At 68.7% G+C, this 19663-nt stretch carries 15 protein-coding genes; 10 read left to right on the top strand and 5 right to left on the bottom strand.

Annotated elements, in window-relative coordinates; translation table 11 throughout:
• Window position 1: 1 nt before the first annotated feature.
• Window positions 2–1384 carry a septum formation family protein gene (locus BN976_RS27145; protein WP_011782777.1) on the bottom strand — a complete coding sequence of 461 codons (1383 nt, stop codon included), beginning with the start codon at window positions 1382–1384 and terminating at the stop codon, window positions 2–4.
• A 124-nt stretch (window positions 1385–1508) separates the two neighbouring features.
• Between BN976_RS27145 and serS the strand changes: the two genes are divergently transcribed.
• The gene (serS, locus tag BN976_RS27140; protein ID WP_011782776.1) at window positions 1509–2768 is read left to right on the top strand and encodes a serine--tRNA ligase; all 1260 of its coding nucleotides are present in this window, start codon (window positions 1509–1511) and stop codon (window positions 2766–2768) included.
• A 7-nt stretch (window positions 2769–2775) separates the two neighbouring features.
• On the opposite strand, the gene BN976_RS27135 is transcribed toward serS, so the two are convergent.
• Together BN976_RS27135 and BN976_RS27130 are read right to left on the bottom strand one after the other, a co-directional pair.
• The gene (locus tag BN976_RS27135; protein ID WP_011782775.1) at window positions 2776–3123 is read right to left on the bottom strand and encodes a hypothetical protein; all 348 of its coding nucleotides are present in this window, start codon (window positions 3121–3123) and stop codon (window positions 2776–2778) included.
• Complete coding sequence (locus BN976_RS27130) at window positions 3120–4682, bottom strand: Rieske 2Fe-2S domain-containing protein (RefSeq protein WP_011782774.1); 1563 nt, start codon at window positions 4680–4682, stop codon at window positions 3120–3122. The genes BN976_RS27135 and BN976_RS27130 overlap by 4 nt, the downstream gene beginning before the upstream one ends.
• 160 nt (window positions 4683–4842) lie before the next feature.
• Here BN976_RS27130 and BN976_RS27125 point away from each other — a divergent pair, with 160 nt between their 5' ends.
• The 4 genes from BN976_RS27125 to BN976_RS27110 all read left to right on the top strand — a co-directional run bounded on the left by BN976_RS27125 (window position 4843) and on the right by BN976_RS27110 (window position 10024).
• Window positions 4843–5631, top strand: coding sequence for a lysophospholipid acyltransferase family protein (locus tag BN976_RS27125; RefSeq protein WP_011782773.1), 789 nt, complete (start codon window positions 4843–4845; stop codon window positions 5629–5631).
• Window positions 5632–5636: 5 nt separating this feature from the next.
• Complete coding sequence (locus tag BN976_RS27120; RefSeq protein WP_036375708.1) at window positions 5637–6383, top strand: lysophospholipid acyltransferase family protein; 747 nt, start codon at window positions 5637–5639, stop codon at window positions 6381–6383.
• Window positions 6380–7192 carry a Cof-type HAD-IIB family hydrolase gene (locus tag BN976_RS27115; RefSeq protein ID WP_036375705.1) on the top strand — a complete coding sequence of 271 codons (813 nt, stop codon included), beginning with the start codon at window positions 6380–6382 and terminating at the stop codon, window positions 7190–7192. The genes BN976_RS27120 and BN976_RS27115 overlap by 4 nt, the downstream gene beginning before the upstream one ends.
• 69 nt (window positions 7193–7261) lie before the next feature.
• A complete protein-coding gene (locus BN976_RS27110) occupies window positions 7262–10024 on the top strand; it encodes a helix-turn-helix transcriptional regulator (protein WP_109489680.1) in 2763 nt (920 codons plus the stop codon).
• Here the strand turns inward: BN976_RS27110 and BN976_RS27105 are convergent.
• Window positions 10021–11646: an N-acetylmuramoyl-L-alanine amidase gene (locus BN976_RS27105; protein WP_036375702.1), complete on the bottom strand. Its 1626-nt coding sequence runs from the start codon at window positions 11644–11646 to the stop codon at window positions 10021–10023. The genes BN976_RS27110 and BN976_RS27105 overlap by 4 nt on opposite strands.
• Window positions 11647–11769: 123 nt before the next feature.
• Window positions 11770–12687, bottom strand: a complete 918-nt coding sequence (locus BN976_RS34200) for an exported repetitive protein Erp (RefSeq protein ID WP_036375699.1) — start codon at window positions 12685–12687, stop codon at window positions 11770–11772.
• A gap of 171 nt (window positions 12688–12858) precedes the next feature.
• Between BN976_RS34200 and glf the strand changes: the two genes are divergently transcribed.
• The 5 genes from glf to zomB are packed head-to-tail and all read left to right on the top strand — an operon-like array spanning window position 12859 to window position 19503.
• Window positions 12859–14100 carry a UDP-galactopyranose mutase gene (glf, locus tag BN976_RS27095; protein WP_011782767.1) on the top strand — a complete coding sequence of 414 codons (1242 nt, stop codon included), beginning with the start codon at window positions 12859–12861 and terminating at the stop codon, window positions 14098–14100.
• Window positions 14097–16058 carry a glycosyltransferase gene (locus tag BN976_RS27090; protein ID WP_036375696.1) on the top strand — a complete coding sequence of 654 codons (1962 nt, stop codon included), beginning with the start codon at window positions 14097–14099 and terminating at the stop codon, window positions 16056–16058. The genes glf and BN976_RS27090 overlap by 4 nt, the downstream gene beginning before the upstream one ends.
• Window positions 16051–16593, top strand: coding sequence for a phosphatase PAP2 family protein (locus BN976_RS27085; RefSeq protein WP_036375694.1), 543 nt, complete (start codon window positions 16051–16053; stop codon window positions 16591–16593). The genes BN976_RS27090 and BN976_RS27085 overlap by 8 nt, the downstream gene beginning before the upstream one ends.
• Window positions 16590–17519, top strand: a complete 930-nt coding sequence (locus tag BN976_RS27080) for a decaprenyl-phosphate phosphoribosyltransferase (protein WP_011782764.1) — start codon at window positions 16590–16592, stop codon at window positions 17517–17519. The genes BN976_RS27085 and BN976_RS27080 overlap by 4 nt, the downstream gene beginning before the upstream one ends.
• Window positions 17497–19503: a terminal beta-(1->2)-arabinofuranosyltransferase gene (gene zomB / locus BN976_RS27075; protein WP_011782763.1), complete on the top strand. Its 2007-nt coding sequence runs from the start codon at window positions 17497–17499 to the stop codon at window positions 19501–19503. The genes BN976_RS27080 and zomB overlap by 23 nt, the downstream gene beginning before the upstream one ends.
• Window positions 19504–19663: the final 160 nt, after the last annotated feature.

Raw genomic sequence — 19663 nt, 5'->3', positions numbered from 1 at the left:
CTTATATCCCCGGTGGAGGCGGCGGTAGCGGAGCCGGCGGGGGTGGCAGCACCTCTGCAGGCGGCGGCACCACTTCGGCGGGCGGAGCCGGTGGCAGCGGTGCCCCGGGCGGTGCCGGTGGCAGCGGTCCGGCGGGCGGTGCCGGTGGCGCCGGCGGCGGGCCGTTGAGGAACGTGTTGCCCTGCCCCGGCGGGGCCTGCCCGGCCGGCTCCTCGGTCTGCGTCGGTGCCGTGGTGGGCTGCGGGCCGTGCACGGTCTGCTGCGGGCTTTCGCTCTCGTCATAGGTCGAACCCGACGAACTCGACGAACCGGAGGAATCCGAGGAGCTGTCGGACGACGAGTCGGGCACCGGGATCGCGGGCAGGGTGAGCCGCTCCTCGGGGATGTCCGGGGGCGGAACCGGGGGCTGGCCATTGATCATCAGCGGACCCTTGGCGCTGTTGAGCAGCGTCGACCACCCGCCGTTGCCGAGGGTGGCACCGATGCTGCACGACACCTGGCGGCTGCCCGCAGCCCAGCTCGGCAGAGACACCGTGCTGTAGATCAGCGTCAGCGTGGTCTCGCGCAACTTGATCGGCGCCAGGTAGGCGTCCGTCATCTTGGTGCACTCGTCCTTGATGAAGGTGTCCTGCTCGGCCTCGGCCGGCAGCACGTCGGGGAACTTGGCGGCCAGGTTGACCGCACCGGTCACCTCCATGGCGTGCGGTGCCGCACAGTCGATCGGGATGTCGGTGGGCTGGTTGGTCGCCGGATCGATGCCGAGGCAGGTGCCTGCCGGCCACACCTTGGACTGGTCGATCTCGGCGACCTTGCCCTGGAATGCCAGCTGCTGGTTGTTCGGGCCCGGCAGTTGCAGGCCGCACAACATCCGACGCTCGCCGGACTGCCGCCATGCCTTGTCCCCGGACCACAACATGCTGATCGTGAACCGGCTGTTGGGGTCGAAACGGGCGCCCAGGTAACGCTTGACCGCGGCCGAGCACTGTTCCTGGCTGATCTGCTGGATACGCGCCGCGGACGGGGGAGCGGCGTCGGGACCGTACTCGCTGCCGGGGAAAGTCCGCATGTCCACCGACTCCGCCACCTCGAAACGGTGCTCGGCGGCGCAGTCCACCACCTCGGCCGCATCGGGGGTGCGGTCCGGCCAGTTGAGGCAGTCGCCACTCTTGGCGTGGTCGAAGGTGTCGTTGCCGCGCGGTCCGAGGGAGATCGAGTTGGCGGTCAGCCCCCCGGTCGGGTCGGCCTTGGGCAGGGCGGTGATGACACCGGCGATCAGGAGGCCACCGAGCGCCGTCAACAGCAGCGCGCGCCGGGTCGACGCGGCCTGCAGGCTCCTCCACCAGGGACCGGGTGCCGGTCCGGGTATCTCTGACATCCGCTCCATTGTGACAGGCGTGTCAGGCGCTGTGACAAGTGATGCAGTTGTAACGTTATGCGGCTGGAGCCGCCCCGGCTGCGGCCCTCAGCGGTTGTGCCAGGTCGCCGCCCGACCCCGTAGGGTTGCGCGCGTGATTGACCTCAAGGTGCTGCGAGAGAATCCGGACGCCGTGCGTGCATCACAGCTGGCGCGGGGCGAGGATCCCGGCCTTGTCGATGCGCTCGCCGACGCCGACACCGCCAGGCGCGCCGCCATCTCGGCCGCCGACAACCTGCGCGCCGAGCAGAAGTCGGCCAGCCGGCTGGTCGGGAAGGCCTCACCCGAGGAGCGGCCCGCCCTGCTGGCCGCCGCCAAGGAGCTGGCCGACAAGGTCAGGGCCGCGGAGTCCGCCCAGGCCGAGGCCGAGAAGGCCTACAGCGCCGCCCACATGGCGATCTCGAACGTCATCATCGACGGTGTCCCGGCCGGGGGCGAGGACGACTTCGTGGTGCTCGACACCGTCGGTGAACCGACCGCCCTCACCGATCCGAAGGACCACCTCGAGCTCGGGGAGTCGCTCGGACTGATCGACATGGAGCGCGGCGCGAAGGTCTCAGGGTCACGTTTCTACTTCCTCACCGGATTCGGGGCGCTGCTGCAGCTGGGCCTGTTCCAGCTCGCGGTGCGGACCGCCACCGAGAACGGATTCACGCTCGTCATCCCGCCGGTGTTGGTGCGGCCCGAGATCATGTCGGGCACCGGCTTCCTCGGCGCCCACGCCGACGAGGTGTACCGGGTGGAGGCCGACGACCTCTACCTGGTCGGAACCTCCGAGGTGCCGCTGGCGGGCTACCACTCCGGCGAGATCCTCGACCTGTCGGAGGGCCCGAAGCGGTACGCCGGCTGGTCGTCGTGTTTCCGCCGGGAAGCAGGCAGCTACGGCAAGGACACCCGGGGCATCATCCGGGTGCACCAGTTCGACAAGGTCGAAGGGTTCGTCTACTGCCGGCCGGAGGAGGCGGAGGCCGAGCACGACCGTCTTCTCGGCTGGCAGCGACAGATGCTCGGCCTCATCGAGGTGCCGTACCGGGTGATCGACATCGCCGCAGGCGATCTGGGCTCTTCGGCGGCGCGCAAGTTCGACTGCGAGGCGTGGGTGCCGACCCAGCAGACCTACCGCGAGCTGACCTCGACGTCGAACTGCACGACGTTCCAGGCCCGCCGGTTGGGGGTGCGCTACCGCGACGAGAACGGCAAACCGCAGACGGCGGCCACGCTCAACGGCACGCTGGCCACCACCCGCTGGCTGGTGGCCATCCTGGAGAACCATCAGCAGCCCGATGGCAGCGTACGGATCCCCGAGGCGCTGGTGCCGTACGTCGGCACCGAGGTGCTCACCCCCAAAAACTAGCGAAAAGCTAACGGGCGTCCAGGAGTTCGTCGAGGACCTGGACGAACTCGTCGGGTCGTGCCGGTGTGCACGCCGGATGCAGCCTTACGCCGGCCACGTCGAGCGTCACCATGGTGGACCGCAGCGGCCGGTACATGTCCAGGGGTAACCAGCGCCGAAAATCCGAACTTCCCCACAGCCGGAAGCGGTGGACGAACGGGCCGAGCGCTTGCACCCGGTACCCCAGGATGTCGCGCAGCGGGATGATCTTCGACGTTCCCGACGGAAAGTGGTAGCGGCGCAACGTGAGCGCCTCGCGGTCCAGTTGGATGCGGCCGTCGTCGTAGAACCGGGTGGATCCGTTCGTGGCGGTCACAGTTTGGCCGATCGCAACTCGTGCCCGTTGGTGGTCAGGCAGCGGCCATTCGTGAGATTCCACTGCCAGCCGTGCAGGTTGCACGTCAAGGTGTTGCCCTCGACGACCCCGAACTTCGACAGATCCGCCTTCAGGTGCGGACAGCGCCGCTGAATCTCCCAGCCGTCCAACGTGATCGAGGCGCAGTCGTCGTGTGCCTCGGCGAACCAACCGTCGGCGTACGCGATCCGCTCGTCGGTGAGGCACTTGAAGAACGTGTACAGGTACTCGTTGTACCCGCCGACGCGCCACGCCGTGAACCGGGTGGACAGGAAGATCGTGTTGACCCAGTCCGGCTCCCGGTCGCGCACCACGGTGCGCACCAGCTCGGGGGCGATGGCGAATCCGTAACGGAACTTCTCGTCCGGAATCGCTTCACGCACTGCACGTTTCGGGAAGTCCAGGACGATGGTCTCTTCATGGCCTCGGGAATGTAGCCGCAGCTCGACGGGATAGCCGATGCCGTCGCAGATCTGATCGGAGGCCAGCATGATCGGCTCGAACAGTTCACGCAACGGCTCCAGCAGCGGCTTGCCCGCCGCGGGTGCCCACGACGCCCTCTCTGCGGCCAGCACCGGCGCCATCCGCTCGGCGTAATCGGCGATGTAATCGGCCTTGCCGGTGGTGAAGATCGCCTGCACGTCGTCGTCGGGGATCGGATGGGTCAGCGAACGCAGCTGTGAACCCGCGAAATCGGCTGCCGATCCGGGGATCATCAGCAGGCCGCCGTCGTGCCCGTGCGTGCGCATCTGGTCCAGGAACACGACCTGGTCCGGGAAGATGTTGGCCGGATCGCCGTGGTCGTCGTTGAGGCCGCGCAGTTCGGGATCCAGGAAACAGGGCGGCCCGGCCGACGGGATCACCCAGGTCGCCCCGACCTGGGCGATGTACTGGCGGCACCGGTCCATCTGGCGCTGGCGCTTCTGGATGCCGAACGCCTCTTTGGCGCGGGCGGGCATGTCGTAGACCATCGGATACCAGATGGCTCCCGAGTACTGCAGCATGTGCACGTCGATCTGGCCGAAGTCGGTGTGCAGCATGTCCAGGTCGACCGGCCGGGCATCGTTCATGTTGAAGACGGTCGTCTCGCCGTCGTCGACGACCAGACCCGAGTCGCCGATCGGGCCGTCGGCCGGGGCGCGCAGCGCGACGATCATCACGTCCAGCTCCCCCTTGGGGCCGCTGACCCGGTGCTTCACCGAGTCGGCGGTCTCGAAGAATCGGTGGAAGCCCAGCTTCTCCAGTTCGCGACGCAGATCGGGCACCGGGAAGTCCGGCAGCAGCACCACAGCGTCCTTGTTGACGTGGTCACGCAGATTCTGCGGGTCGAAGTGATCCTTGTGCAGATGTGAGACGTAGAGATAGTCGACGTCGCCGAGCGCCGCCCAGTCCAGGTCGCTGTTGTCGGGGAACGGAAACCACGACGCGAAGTACGCGGGGTTCAGCCACGGATCGCACAGAATGCTCCCGGCCTTGGTGTCGATGCGGAAGCCGGCGTGACCGACGCTCGTGACCTGCACAGATGCCCCTTCTGCACCCGATCGGGGTGCTGTTCGTCCGCCTTGCAGCTTAGCCGGGGTCGAGGGGCTGGTCGTCCCGGCGAGCCCGGTCGGTGGGCGAAGTGTTCCGGGTTCGGGGCGACGCTGTGGTGGGCTGAGTGCGCGCACTACGCTGGCTGCTGTGGAACCGGTATACGGCACAGTCATCCAGCTCGCGCGCCTGGTCTGGCGCGTTCAGGGTCTGAAGTTCACCGTGACCGGGGTCGAGAACCTGCCCACGACCGGTGGCGCGGTGATCGCGATCAACCACACCAGCTACTTCGATTTCACCTTCGCGGGTCTGCCCGCGTATCAGCAGCACCTCGGCCGCAAGGTGAGGTTCATGGCGAAGAGGGAAGTCTTCGACCACAAGGTGACCGGGCCGATCATGCGCAGCCTGCGCCACATCGAGGTGGACCGCGACAGTGGCGCCGCCTCGTTCGAGGAGGCCGTCCGCAAGCTCAAGGACGGCGAGTTCGTCGGCGTCTATCCCGAGGCGACCATCAGCCGCAGTTTCGAGATCAAGACCTTCAAGTCGGGGGCGGCACGGATGGCCATCGCCGCCGGGGTCCCGATCGTGCCGCACATCGTCTGGGGCGCTCAGCGCATCTGGACCAAGGGGCATCCCAAGAAGATGTGGCGCCCGAAGGTGCCGATCTCGATCGCGGTGGGCAAGCCGATCGAGCCGACGCTGCCCGCCGCCGAGCTGACCACGGTGCTGCACTCGCGGATGCAGCACCTGCTCGAGCAGGTGCAGGAGGACTACGGCCCGCATCCCCCCGGAGAGTTCTGGGTGCCGCGCCGGTTGGGTGGCGGCGCACCGTCGCTGGCCGAGGCCAACCAAATGGACGCCGAGGAGGCGGCGGCCAAGGCGGCGCGCCGGGGCGGGACGCCCGGACTCGACGCCGGATCCGCCGAGGCCCCGGGGTAGGTCAGATGGAACCTGTCTTCCGCGCGCTGGAGATGACGGCGCACGTGGCGGTCAGGGCCACCGGGACGAAGATCACCTTTCACGGGCTGGAGAACCTGCCGACCGCCGGAGGCGCTGTCATCGCGATCAACCACACCGGGTACCTGGACTGGCTTCCCGCCGCATTGGCGGCCACGCACCGCAAGCGGCGCATGCGGTTCATGATCAAGGCCGAGATGCAGGACGTGAAGATCGTCGACTGGCTGATCCGCCACACCAAGACGATCCCGGTGGACCGCCGCGCAGGAGCGGGTGCGTACGCGGCGGCGGTGCAGTGGCTGCGCAGCGGCGAAATCGTCGGGGTCTATCCCGAGGCCACCATCAGTCGCAGTTTCGAGCTCAAGGAATTCAAGTCGGGCGCGGTGCGCATGGCGAAGGAGGCGCAGGTGCCGATCGTGCCGTTGGTCGTCTGGGGGGCGCACCGTCTCTGGACGAAGGATCATCCGAAGGCATTGGGGCGCAACAAAATACCGGTCACAGTGGCGGCCGGTCCGGCGATCGCGCCCGCCGGTGAGATCGCCGAACTCGACGCCGCCCTGCGTGCGCGGATGACGCAACTGCTGCACGACGCGCAGGACGGTTACCCGCAGCCGCAGGGAGCGTTCTGGCTGCCGCGCCGGCTGGGTGGCGGTGCGCCCACGCCCGAGGAGGCCCGGCGCCTGGACGAGGCCGAGCTGGCGGAGCGGGCGCGCAGACGGGCCGGGCAGCAGTGAAGCCCTTGCTCGTCGCCACCGATGTGGACGGCACGCTGCTCGACGACGACGAGAACGTCAGCCCCCGAACCCGCTCGGTGGTGCGCGCCGTCGTCGACGCGGGAGCGCAGTTCGTACTGGCCACCGGCCGGCCGCCACGCTGGGTACCGCCCATCGTCGACCAGCTGGGCTTCGCGCCGATGGCGGTGTGTGCCAACGGCGCGGTGATCTACGACCCGTCCACCGATCGCATCATCTCGGCCCGCACGCTGTCCGCTGATGCGCTCGGGCAACTCGCCGAGATCGCCACCCGGGTCGTCCCCGGCGCCGGATTGGCCGTCGAACGGGTGGGCAGCAGCGCGCACGATGCGGCCACGCCGCAGTTCGTCAGCTCACCCGGCTACGAACACGCGTGGCTCAACCCGGACAACACCGAGGTCTCGATGGAGGATCTGTTGAGCGCACCCGCGGTCAAACTGTTGATCCGCAAGGCCGGGGCGCGCAGCGCCGACATGGCCGCCGTGCTGGCCCGACACATCGGCATCGAGGGTGACATCACGTACTCGACCAACAACGGGCTGATCGAGATCGTGCCGCTCGGCGTCAGCAAGGCCACCGGTATCGAGGAGTTGGCGCGTCCGCTCGGCATCGAACCCGCCGACGTGGTGACGTTCGGCGACATGCCCAACGACGTGCCGATGCTGGGTTGGGCGGGACTCGGGGTGGCGATGGGCAACGCGCATCCCGACGCCGTCGCCGCGGCCGACGAAGTGACCGCCACCAACGCCGAGGACGGCGTCGCGCGGGTGCTCGAGCGGTGGTGGCTGTAGCCGCGCGCTCACAGCGATTCCGCAGCAGACTCCCATCTTTGTCGCCTGAGCAAATTTGCTTCCGGCATGATGTCGGGTGTGGGGGGTGGCTATGGCCTCACGGCGGCCTCAGCGGCCGCCGTGGACGACTTTCTCGAATCGGCCCGGCGGCATCCGGCGGGGATGCTGATCGAGGGCGATGCGGGCATCGGCAAGACGACGATGTGGAACACGGTGGTGCAGCGGGCCGCCGAGGCCGGCTTCGTCGTACTCACGGCGCGTGCCGGGCAGGCCGAATCCGGGCTGGCTCATGCCGCGGTGGCTGACCTGCTGAGCGCCGTCGATCCCGAAATCGTCGACGCGCTTCCCGACATGCAGCGGCTGGCCGCAGGCCGTGTGCAGCTGCGCGATCACGCGGGCGGCCGACCGGCCGACGAAAGGGCCACCGCCGCAGCGCTGTTGAGTGCCGTACACGCGGCCGGGGCGCGAGCCCCGGTGCTGATCGCCATCGACGACGTGCAGTGGCTGGACGCGTCCAGCCGTGCCGTGCTGGCCTTCGCCGCGCGACGGCTCAAGGGGGCCGTCGGGGTGGTGGCGACCGAGAGAACCGGACAGCAGTCGCAGGAGCGCGCCGCATCATGGCTGCAGGTCGGCACCGGCGGTCTCGCCAGGGTTCAGGTCGCCCCGATGAGCCTGGGCGCTCTGCACTCGATGCTGTCGGACCGGCTCGGACGCCGGTTCTCCCGGCCTGCCATCGTGCGGATCGCCGAAGCTTCCGGAGGAAACCCGCTCTACGCCTTGGAATTGGCGCGGGTGATGGACGGGGACATGCTGCGCCCGGGCGTCCGGTTGCCCTCGACGCTGGCCGAAGTCGTCGGGTTACGCGTCGACAAGCTCGACGACGACGTGCGCGATGTATTGCTGGTCGCCGCGTCGGTGACCCAGCCGACGGTGGATCTGCTCGCGCAGACGCTCGCGGTCCGCGCCGAACAGGTGACGGCCCTGCTGGAGTCCGCCGAGGTCGAGGGTGTCATCGCCATCGAGGGAAACCGGGTCCGGTTCACCCACCCGTTGTTGGCCAGCGGCATCTACGACAGTGCAGCGCCGGCGCGCCGCAGGGAGTTCCACCGGAGGCTCGCCGACATCCAGACGCAACCGGAACTCCGCGCCCGGCATCTGGCGCTGGCCGCCACCGTCGCCGACGACGCCACGCTGGCGACCCTCGATGCCGCAGCCGATTCCGCGCGAGCCCGCGGGGCTCCGGCTGCGGCGGCCGAGCTTGTGGAGCTGGCGATCCGCCTCGGCGGCGACAGGGTGTCCCGCCGGATCCGGGCGGCCGAGCATCATTACGTCGCAGGCGATATGCCGCGGGCGGCGGAGCTGCTGGACCAGGTGACCGGAGATCTGCGGCCCGGCGTGCTGAGGGCGATCGCACTGAATCTCCGTGCCGGCGTGCGTATTTTCGAGGACGACTACGCCGGGGCGGTCGTCCTGCTGGAACGCGCGTGTGCGGACGCCGCCGACAACGACGAGGTCCGGGTGTCTTCGCTTGTCGCGTTGGCATTCGCCCAGGGGATGGTCGGGGCGTTCGAGGACCAGTTCGCTTCGGCGCTGCGGGCTGTCGCCGTCGCCGAGCGCGCAGGGGTCCCGGCCCTGACGAGCCAGGCGCTGACCACGTGGGTGTACGTGCGCCTACAGGCGGGCGGCGGGCTGGACGGACCAGCCCTGCGGCGTGCGGTCGAATTGGAGGGCGCCGACGGCGACACTCCGATCCCGTTCCGCGCCAGCGCAATGCAGGGGCTGGCCCTTGCCGTCACCGGGCAACTGGAGGACGCGGACCGTCAGCTGGCGGAGATCGCCCAGCGTTGCCTGCACCGGGGCGCAGAACACGACCTGATGGCGGTGACGGGTTACCGCACCCTGATCGCGATCTGGCGGGGCCGCTTCGACGACGCCGGGCGACTTGCTGCGGACCTGTTGGAGCGGGCCAGACAGGTCGGGGGTTCGATGGCGCTCGCGATGAGCATCTGCGCGGCGGCGGCGGCGTATCGGGGCGAGGAGACGCAGGCCCGCGAGTTCGCCCGGCAGGCGCTCGAGCAGGGCGCCGGCCATGTGCCGCTGACGGCGTGGGCGCGCGCGACGCTGGCGTTCCTGGAGGTTTCCCTGGGCGAACACCACCGGGCGGTCGAGGCGGCCGAGCCGCTGATGGCGCTGTATCGACCGTTCTCCGGTACCGAGGTGATCACCGGCTCTTTCCTGCCCGACGCGGCAGAGGCGCTGATCGCGCTGGGCCGTCACGACGACGCCGAACAGATGGTGGGGGCACTCGAACGCAACGGGGCGGCACTGGACCGTCCCTGGATGCTCGCGGTCGGAAATCGTTGCCGGGCATTGCTGTTGGTTGCACAGGGCGACCTCGACGGCGCACTGGGGGCCGTCGAGCGAGCAATGGCCGAGCACGACAGGCTCCCCATGCCGTTCGAGCGGGCCCGTACGCAACTGGTGATGGGTGAGGTGTTGCGCAGGCTGCGCCGCCGGGATGCTGCGGAGCAGATCGTGCGCGAGGCGTTACGGCAGTTCGACGGGCTGGGCTCTCCGGTGTGGGCCGACCGGGCCAGGAAAATCCTGGCCCGTGTCAACGGTTCCGGTCGATCCGGCAGCGTCGTGCTGACCGACTCCGAGTTGCGAATTGCCGAACACGTCGCGTCGGGGATGAGCAACAAGGAGGTCGCCGACGCGTTGTATGTGAGCGTCAAGACCGTGGAGACCAACCTGACCCGGGTGTACCGCAAGCTGGGAATCCGGTCCAGGGCCCAGCTCGGCACCCAGCTCGCGCAACTGCGCGAAGCTTAGGCGGGATTGCTCGGCGGGGTGAACCGCTCCAACTGGACGGGGGTCGAATCCGCTCCGGGTGGCGGTAACTCGACGGGCACACCGTCGATGACGCGGGTGACGGCTCCCGTCTCCCGGTCGAAGTTGAGCGTCCCGTGCTGGAAGTTCTGCACGATCCACAGAGGTTCGGGGATCTCGGCACTGGTCGGCAGGCCCAGCGCGCCCCGCTCGAATCCGAGGGAACCCCAAGCGTTGTACAGCTCACCGGTGACCGGCTCGGCACCGCTTTCCGGTGACCAGTACACCGCCCCGTGCTCGAACGTCACGTAGCGTGTCGCGCCCTCTCCGGACGCCTCGGGTGAGGTGGGCCTGCCGAGGTAGCTGTTCATGCCACCCAACGCCTCCCACTTCGCATGGATCGCACCGCCGCGAAGCGTCTCGGCGAGTTGTTCGGGGCCAGGGGGGTCGTTGAACCGGGCAGCGATGTCGCGGATCTGGCCCATCAGGGCATACGCCGCGTTGCCGGGGCACTCGGTGTTACCGACGTCGCGGTGGGTGAAGATCGTCGGCAACGTCGGGGACGCCCCGAACGGGAACTTGGTGAACGAGCCGCCTTCGGACGGCATCACGACCGTTGCGAGCGGATCCACCCCGGCCTGACCCAGCACCCAGCCGAGAAGTGTTGCCGTGTTGCGTAGTTGGATCGGCGTCGGGGGGACCACGTCGAAGTTGCCGAGCATGGCCACACCCCAGGTGTTGTGATTGAAGCCGCCGGTGTGCGCGCCCTCGACGGGGCGGTTCATGCCGCCGGCCCGCCCCTCGAAAACCTGACCGTACTTGTCCACCATCGCGTTGTAGGCGATGTCGCACCAGCCCAGTGTCCGGGTGTGGTACTCGTAGATCGACCTGACGATGCCCGCCGAATCCTCCGGCGTGTATTCGTTGCTGCCCGCGGTGTGGTGCACGACTCCGGCGCGGATCCTGGTGTCGTAGCGCGGTTCTCCGCACCGCATGCCTTCGTCGGCGCCCCATTCGACACGGTTGATGATGCGGGGCGGCTGTCCTGCCGGGGTGGCGGCGTTGGGCAGCGGGACGAGGTCCGGTGGCGCCTGCGGCGGGCTGATCAGCACCGCGGTGATGTTCTGCGGCAGCGGCAACGGCGACTCGACGTTGGCGGGGATATAGCCGAGCGCGGGGCCGTCGGGCTTGTGCGCCGCAGCGGCGGGCCCGATCGGCGGGGCGTCGGAGGGCCGGGTCACCGCGACCTGCACCGTGGTGGTGCGCCCGACGAACACGGGTTCGGTCCCGCGCGGTCCGGGGAGGTCGGCCCCGACGCCTTCGAGGGGCTCCGCCTCGTACCACGGCCCCCAGGATCCGTCGTCCTTCTTGGCGCGCACCCGCGCCGACGTGCCGGCGAAGTCTTCCGATGTCAGCGCCACCATCGAGAACGGGGTGTCCTGGTGCAGCTCGCGGATCGACTCGCCGCCCCCGAGGTCGGCGAGCGGCTGCTGGGCGAGCTGGGGCGCCGGCATCGCCGGGCTGTCGTCACCGTCGGGTCCACCGGAAATCGCCCACGGCAGCATGACCACTGTCGCCGCGAGAGCGGTGAACAGTATCGACGGTGCGGGGCGACGATACAGCACGGACTGATGTTACGTATGCGACATGTGTTGCTTGTGTTGCGACACGCACACACAACGGCACCGCAGAGCGTGCTTGACGCTTCTGCGGTGCCGTTCCGGGGTAGGACTGTGCTGAGCCGGGGCCTAGGCGCCCGGTTCGATTGCGGCCTCGGCCGCTCCGAGTGCGGCCTCGGCCTCCGCGGGCACGGTGCCCGCGGCCTGGGCGACGGGTGCGGCCGGCAGCGGCGCCGGCGGTTTGACCGCCGACATGATCGCCGGCATCAACACACCCTTGAGCAGGTCGATCGCCTCGCCGGCACCCAGCGAGTTGGCCGCGCTGGACAGATCGCCGAGCAGTCCGCCGCTGCTGGATGCGACGGGCTGGGTCGCGGCCAGCGAGGGGTCACCGAGAACCGGGTAGCTCCCGAGCGCGGGATCCAGTCCGATCGGAGCCGAGATCGGCACTTCGCCGGTCCCCAGGCCCGAGGTCGAGATCGGCAACGCCCCGAGCGCGGGGTCCGTCAGCGCCGGAGGCGTCGAGAGTCCCGGCGTGGTCAGCCCGGGGCTGGCCAGCGCCGGATCGGTGAGCGACGGCGTGGTGAGTCCGGGCGTGGTGAGTCCGGGCGTGGTGAGACCGGGTGCTGCGCCCGTCGGACTCGTCAGCGCCGGGTTGGTCAGTGCCGGGTTCGCCAGGCCCGGGTCGGTGAGAGTCGGCGCGGTCAGGCCCGGTGTCGTGAGGCCCGGAGAGGCCAGGCTCGGGAAACCCAGGCCGGGGGACAGCGTGGTGGGCGAGGTGGCACCCGACCCCGTGAGCAGTCCCGTCGGCATCGGCGGAAGATTGATGCCGAACTGGGAGAGCCCCTGGGACAGCGCGTTGAACAACTCGCCGGGCAGATCGGTGATGGTGGCGGCCTGCACGAATTCGCGATGCTGGGGTGCGCCGTCGCGCCCCGGTTCTGCGGATAGTTCGGTAATGGCAACAACTGCAACAGGACTCGCGACTGCCAGAGCGGCGACTGTGCTCAGGGCTGTCGAGAGCCGGCGGCGACGTCGGTTCGGCACGGAAGTCTCCCTAATACATGGGTTAGTGCGGACTAGTACTGGCGTACGTGCCTGATGTTACTGACGTGACTGGTGTGTCTAGAGTTACGAGATGGAATCGTGAGCTAATCGCGACCTGCGCGGCTCGGTCGACGCGGGTGGCGCCGCCGCGGTCGGATACCCTTGCTGCCGATGATCTCTCCTGATCCCCGGGCCGCAGCGCGCCCGCAGGCCGACGGATTCGACCTGTTCGTCGTCGGTTCCGGATTCTTCGGCCTCACCATCGCCGAACGGGCTGCGACGCAACTGGGCAAGCGCGTCCTCGTCGTCGAACGCCGTCCGCACCTCGGCGGTAACGCCTACTCCGAGGCCGAGCCGCAGACCGGCATCGAGGTGCACAAGTACGGTGCCCACCTGTTCCACACCAGCAATCAGCGGGTGTGGGACTACGTGCGGCAGTTCACCGAGTTCACCGGCTACCAGCACCGTGTCTTCGCCCTGCACAACGGGCAGGCCTACCAGTTCCCGATGGGCCTCGGACTGGTCAGCCAGTTCTTCGGCAGGTACTACACCCCCGATGAGGCCAGGGCGCTGATCGCCGAACAGGCCGCCGAAATCGACACGGCAGATGCGCAGAACCTCGAAGAGAAGGCCATCTCGCTGATCGGCCGCCCGCTCTACGAGGCCTTCGTCAAGCACTACACCGCCAAGCAGTGGCAGACCGACCCCAGGCAGTTGCCTGCGAGCAACATCACCCGGCTGCCGGTGCGCTACACCTTCGACAACCGGTACTTCAACGACACGTACGAAGGTCTGCCCGTCGACGGCTACACCGCATGGCTGGAGAAGATGGCCGCCGACGACCGCATCGAGGTGCGGCTGAACACGGACTGGTTCGACGTGCGCGACCAGTTGCGCGCCGAGAATCCGGACGCTCCGGTGGTGTACACCGGCCCGCTGGACCGGTATTTCGACTACGCGGAGGGCCGACTGGGTTGGCGAACCCTGGACTTCGAGCTTGAGGTGCTTCAAACCGGGGACTTTCAGGGCACTCCTGTCATGAACTACAACGACGCCGACGTGCCGTACACCCGCATCCACGAGTTCCGGCACTTCCATCCGGAGCGGGCCTATCCGACGGACAAGACGGTGATCATGCGCGAGTACTCGCGGTTCGCCGAGCACGACGACGAGCCCTACTATCCGATCAACACCGATGCCGACCGCGCGGTGCTCGCCGCCTACCGGGCGCGCGCCAAGGCCGAGACGGCGTCGTCGAAGGTCCTGTTCGGCGGTCGCCTCGGCACCTACCAATACCTGGACATGCACATGGCGATCGCCAGCGCGCTGAACATGTACGACAACACGCTCGCGCCGCATCTGCGCGACGGTGCGCCGCTGGCCGATCCCGAGACAGAAAGCAGTGGATCATGAGTGACATCCCGTCCGGCGCGCTCGACGCCGGGCAGTCACGGGCGGTGAGCCCCCTGGCCCGGATCATCCTGCCGCGGCCGGGCGAGCCGCTCGACGTGCGCAAGCTCTATATAGAGGAATCGGACACCAACGCCAGGCGCGCGCACGCCCCGACCCGTACCACCCTGGAGATCGGCGCCGAATCCGAGGTGTCCTTCGCCACGTACTTCAACGCGTTCCCGGCCAGCTACTGGCGGCGCTGGTCGATCCTGGAGGCGGTGGTACTGCGCGTCGAACTCACCGGCAGCGCCCGCGTCGACATCTACCGCTCCAAGGCCACCGGAGCCAGGATCACGGTCGGCGGCGCCCCGATCGCCAGCAGAAATGTCGAACCGGCGGCTGGGTCCGATGTCGGCGCAAGCGCCTCCGTCGAGTTCGAGATCGACCTCACCCCGTTCGAGGACGGCGGCTGGATCTGGTTCGACATCACCACCGACGCCAAGTCCACGCTGCACCACGCCGGGTGGTACGCCCCGATGCCCGCTCCGGGGCGCGCCAATGTCGCGGTCGGCATCCCCACGTTCAACCGGCCCTCGGACTGCGTCAACGCGCTCGCCGCGCTGACCTCCGACCCGCTGGTCGACGAGGTGATCAGCGCGGTGATCGTCTCCGATCAGGGCACCAACAAGGCCAAGGACCACCCGGGGTTCGAGGCGGCGGCCGCCGCGCTGGGCAGCCGGTTGTCCGTTCACAACCAGCCCAACCTGGGCGGCTCCGGCGGCTACAGCCGCGTCATGTACGAGGCGCTGAAGAACACCGACTGTGAGCAGATCCTGTTCATGGACGACGACATCCGCATCGAGCCCGACTCGATCCTGCGTGCGCTCGCGCTGAACCGGTTCGCCAAGGTCCCGACGCTCGTCGGCGGGCAGATGCTCAACCTGCAGGAGCCCAGCCACCTGCACGTGATGGGCGAGATGGTCGACTCGGCGAACTTCATGTGGACCGGGGCGGTCAACACCGAGTACGACCACAACTTCGCCAAGTATCCGCTCAACGACGAAGAGGAATACCGCAGCCGGCTGCTGCACCGCCGCATCGACGTCGACTACAACGGCTGGTGGATGTGCATGATCCCGCGGCAGGTCGCCGAGGAGCTCGGCCAGCCGCTGCCGCTGTTCATCAAGTGGGACGACGCGGACTACGGGCTGCGTGCCGGTGAGCACGGCTATCCCACCGTCACGCTGCCGGGCGCGGCCATCTGGCACATGGCGTGGAGCGACAAGGACGACGCCATCGACTGGCAGGCGTACTTCCACCTGCGCAACCGGCTGGTGGTGGCGGCTCTGCACTGGGACGGCAAGATCAGCGGGCTGTTGGCCAGCCACCTCAAGGCGACACTCAAACACCTTCTGTGCCTTGAGTATTCGACTGTGGCCATCCAGAACAAGGCGATGGACGACTTCCTGGCCGGCCCCGAGCACATCTTCTCGATTCTGGAATCCGCGCTGCCCGACGTGCGCAGAATGCGCCAGGAGTACCCCGACGCGATGGTGCTGCCGAGCGCGACGGCGCTGCCGGCACCATCGGACAAGCGGTGGCGCAAGAAGGTGAGCATCCCGACGAACCCGGTGTCGATCTCGGCGCGCCTGGCACGCGGTGTGGTGCACCAGCTCAAGCCGCACGACCCGGAGCACCATCGCCGTCCGCAGATCAACGTGGCGACGCAGGACGCCCGGTGGTTCTCGCTGTGCAACGTCGATGGGGTGACGGTGACCACCGCCGACGGCCGCGGTGTCGTCTACCGGCAGCGGGACCGGGAGAAGATGTTCACGCTGCTGCGCGAGTCGGTGAAGCGCCAGGTCCAGTTGGCCCGCAAGTTCAACCGGATGCGCAAGGTGTACCGCGCGGCCCTGCCGACGATGACCAGCACGCAGAAGTGGGAGACCGTGCTCCTCGACGAGTCCAGCCATGGCTGACGCGCCGCGCGGCGAGGACGCCGTGCTGGTGGCCGTGCAGCGCGCGCTGGCCGACCGGCCCGGGGTGCTGGCGGCGGCCAGGGGGCTCTCCCATTTCGGCGAGCACAGCCTCGGGTGGCTGGCGGTCGCCGCGCTCGGCGCAGTCCTGTCCCCGCGCAGGCGCCGTGACTACGTCACCGCGGGCGCGGGCGCGTTGCTGGCCCATGCCGCCGCCGTCGTCATCAAGCGCGTGGTCCGCAGACAGCGGCCGCATCATCCCGCCATCGCCGTCAACGTGGGGACGCCGAGCCGGTTGAGTTTCCCGTCCGCACATGCCACGTCGACCACCGCGGCGGCGGTGCTGCTGGCGCGGCCCACGGGGCTGCCGCTGCCTGCGCTGCTGGTGCCGCCGATGGCGCTGTCGCGGTTGGTGCTCGGGGTGCACTATCCGAGCGACGTGCTCGCCGGTGTGGTGGTCGGGGCGGTCGTGGGGAAAGCAGTCGGCAGCCTGGGGGATACGCTCGCCGACCGGGCAGAAGGGGTGTCGTCCTCATGAGCACATCCGAAGTTCAGCAGGACACCGGGTCAACCGCGGGCCCACCGAAGAACCTCGCCAGCGGAATCATCAAGGCGATTCGCCCGCGCCAGTGGGTGAAGAACCTCCTGGTGCTCGCCGCCCCGATCGCGGCACTCGGCGGCGAGGTCCGGTACGACTACGACGAGATGGCGATCAACATTCTGATCGCGTTCGTCGCCTTCTCGCTGGCTGCCTCGTGCATCTACCTTGTGAACGACTCGCGTGACGTCGAGGCCGACCGTCAGCACCCGACGAAGCGATTCCGGCCGATCGCCGCGGGCGTGGTGCCGGAGTGGCTCGCCTACACGCTCGCGGTGGTTCTGGGTGTCGCCGCGCTGGGCATCTCGCTTCTCGCATCGCCGAGCCTGACCGTGGTCATCGCTGTGTACATCGCCATGCAGCTGGCCTACTGCTTCGGCCTCAAACATCAAGCGGTGCTTGATATCTGCATCGTCTCATCGGCTTACCTGATCCGCGCCATCGCGGGCGGTGCGGCCGCCGGTATCCCGCTGTCGCAGTGGTTCCTGTTGGTGATGACCTTCGGCTCGCTGTTCATGGTCGCCGGAAAGCGGTACGCAGAACTGCAACTCGCCGAGCGCACCGGTGCCAAGATCCGCAAGTCGCTGGAAAGCTACACGGCGTCCTATCTGCGGTTCGTGTGGACGGTGGCCGCCACCGCGATGGTCGTCTGCTACAGCCTGTGGGCCTTTGAACGCGACGGCGCCAACGCCTCCTGGTATGCGGTCACGATCATTCCCATCACCATCGCGATCCTGCGCTACGCCGTCGACGTCGACGGCGGGTTGGCGGGTGAGCCCGAGGAGATCGCGCTGAAGGACCGCGTGCTGCAACTGCTGCTGCTGGCGTGGATCGGGACCATCGGTGCCGCAGTCTTCTTCGGCTGACACGCTCAGCGCGGCGCCGGGCCGGGTGACCGCCGCGAAGGCGGGCCGGCTCGCCCGCTGGCCCGCCATCCCGCACGACATCTCGGTGCGGGTGAGCCTCTGGCTCGGCGTCGCGGTGGTGGCGGGACTGTTCGGGTGGGGCGCGTGGCAGCGCCGCTGGATCGCCGACGACGGCCTGATCGTGCTGCGGACGACCCGGAACATGTTGGCGGGCAACGGTCCCGTCTTCAACGCCGGCGAGCGCGTGGAAGCCAATACGTCCACGGTGTGGTCGTACCTGATGTATCTGGGCGGCCTGGTGGCCGGCCCGGCCCGACTCGAGTACGTGGCGCTGACGCTGGCGCTGGTGCTCAGCGTGCTCGGAGTCGTGCTGGTCATGCTCGGCACCGCCCGGCTCTACGAGCCGACCCTGAAGGGGCGCCGCGCGCTGCTGCTGCCCGCGGGCGCGCTCGTCTACATCGCGGTGCCGCCGGCCCGCGACTTCGCCACTTCCGGACTCGAGAACGGTTTGGTGCTGGCCTACCTGGGTCTGCTGTGGTGGATGATGGTGCGCTGGTCGCAGGGCCTGCGCGGCCGGCCCACGTCACGGTCATTCGACGTGACGTTGGCCGTCGTCGCCGGTCTGTCCGTGTTGGTGCGCCCCGAGCTCGCGCTGATCGGTGGTCTCGCGCTGGTGATGATGCTGATCGCCGTCGACCAGTGGCGCACGCGGGCGCTGATCGTGGTGGCGGGCGGTCTGCTCCCGGTCGGGTACCAGATCTTCCGGATGGGTTACTACGGGCTGCTTTTCCCCGGCACGGCGCTGGCCAAGGACGCCACGGGCGCCAAGTGGGAGCAGGGCCTGGTCTATCTCGCCAACTTCAATCAGCCCTATCTGCTGTGGGCGCCCGCGGTGCTGCTGATCGGGCTGGCCATCATGGTGAGGCTGCTGTGCGGCAGGCCGGCAGGGGTGGACCGCCGTGCCTCCGCAGGCTCCGGCTGGCTGGCCCGCACGGTGCGCAGCCCTTCCGCCGTGGTGCTTTTCATGCTTGTCAGCGGCGCGCTGCAGGCCATCTACTGGATTCGGCAGGGCGGCGACTTCATGCACGGCCGAGTGCTGCTGACGCCGTTGTTCTGCCTGCTGGCACCTGTGTCGGTGGTTCCGCTGATGCTGCCCGACAGCCGCCGGATGGCCCGCGGCGCAGGCTATCTCTACGCGGGTGCCACCAGCGTGCTGTGGCTGGCGGTGGCGGGTTGGGCGCTGTGGGCCGCGAATTCACCGGGCATGGGTGCCGATGCCACCCGGGTGACGTACACCGGCATCGTCGACGAGCGCCGCTTCTACTCCCAGGCCACCGGCCACGCCCACCCCCTGACCGCGGCCGACTACCTGGACTACCCGCGGATGCGCGCGGTGCTCACCGCCATCGAGAACACCCCCGACGGCGCGCTGCTCCTGCCCTCCGGCAACTACGACATGTGGGATGTGGTGCCCGCCTACCCGCCGCCACCGGACGCGCCGCGGGGCTTCGGCAGCGAGTACAACGGGCCGCACACGGTGTTCTTCACCAACCTGGGGATGCTCGGGATGAACGTGGGCCTCGACGTCCGGGTGATCGACCAGATCGGTCTGGCGAATCCGCTTGCGGCACATACGGCCCGGATCGAGGACGGCCGCATCGGCCACGACAAGAACCTCTTTCCGGACTGGGCGGTGGCCGAGGGTCCGTTCTTCAAGGAACCGCCCTACATCCCGACGTATCTCGACGAGGACTGGATCAGGCAGGCTGAGGCCGCGCTGAAATGCCCGGAAACCGAGGCCGTGCTGAACGCGATCCGTGCACCGATGGGGCCGCGGCGTTTTCTGTCCAACCTGCTGAACGCCGCCGAGTTCACCCGATACCGCATCGACAGGGTGCCGATGTACGAGTTGGAGCGGTGCGGGCTGCCGCTGCCCGAGCCGGTGAACCCGCCGTACACCGGTCTTCCTCCGACCGGACCCTGAGCGGCGGGCGGATTTCGTCGGGCCGGCCGCTGGCGATTTGTTGACAGCACCGGTTTTCTGCTTTCGTAACGCTGCAGCCATGTCGGTCAGATAAGGCATGTGAAGGGGTCTGTGAGGGCCTCACACGTCCGCGGCGCCCGCGCTCGCGGAAGAGAGATCA

Source organism: Mycolicibacterium austroafricanum (assembly GCF_000612725.1).
GTDB lineage: Bacteria > Actinomycetota > Actinomycetes > Mycobacteriales > Mycobacteriaceae > Mycobacterium > Mycobacterium austroafricanum.
The sequence above is the reverse complement of the archived record's forward strand: the minus strand, read 5'-3'. Positions and strand labels throughout refer to the sequence as shown.

What these genes read in the sequence shown, in the direction of transcription:
- glf (WP_011782767.1), top strand. Translation starts at nt 12,859, where the DNA reads ATGATCTCTCCTGATCCCCGGGCCGCAGCGCGCCCGCAGGCCGACGGA.
- BN976_RS27085 (WP_036375694.1), top strand. Translation starts at nt 16,051, where the DNA reads ATGGCTGACGCGCCGCGCGGCGAGGACGCCGTGCTGGTGGCCGTGCAG.
- BN976_RS27120 (WP_036375708.1), top strand. Translation starts at nt 5,637, where the DNA reads ATGGAACCTGTCTTCCGCGCGCTGGAGATGACGGCGCACGTGGCGGTC.
- BN976_RS27080 (WP_011782764.1), top strand. Translation starts at nt 16,590, where the DNA reads ATGAGCACATCCGAAGTTCAGCAGGACACCGGGTCAACCGCGGGCCCA.
- BN976_RS27145 (WP_011782777.1), bottom strand. Translation starts at nt 1,384, where the DNA reads ATGGAGCGGATGTCAGAGATACCCGGACCGGCACCCGGTCCCTGGTGG.
- BN976_RS27110 (WP_109489680.1), top strand. Translation starts at nt 7,262, where the DNA reads ATGTCGGGTGTGGGGGGTGGCTATGGCCTCACGGCGGCCTCAGCGGCC.
- BN976_RS27090 (WP_036375696.1), top strand. Translation starts at nt 14,097, where the DNA reads ATGAGTGACATCCCGTCCGGCGCGCTCGACGCCGGGCAGTCACGGGCG.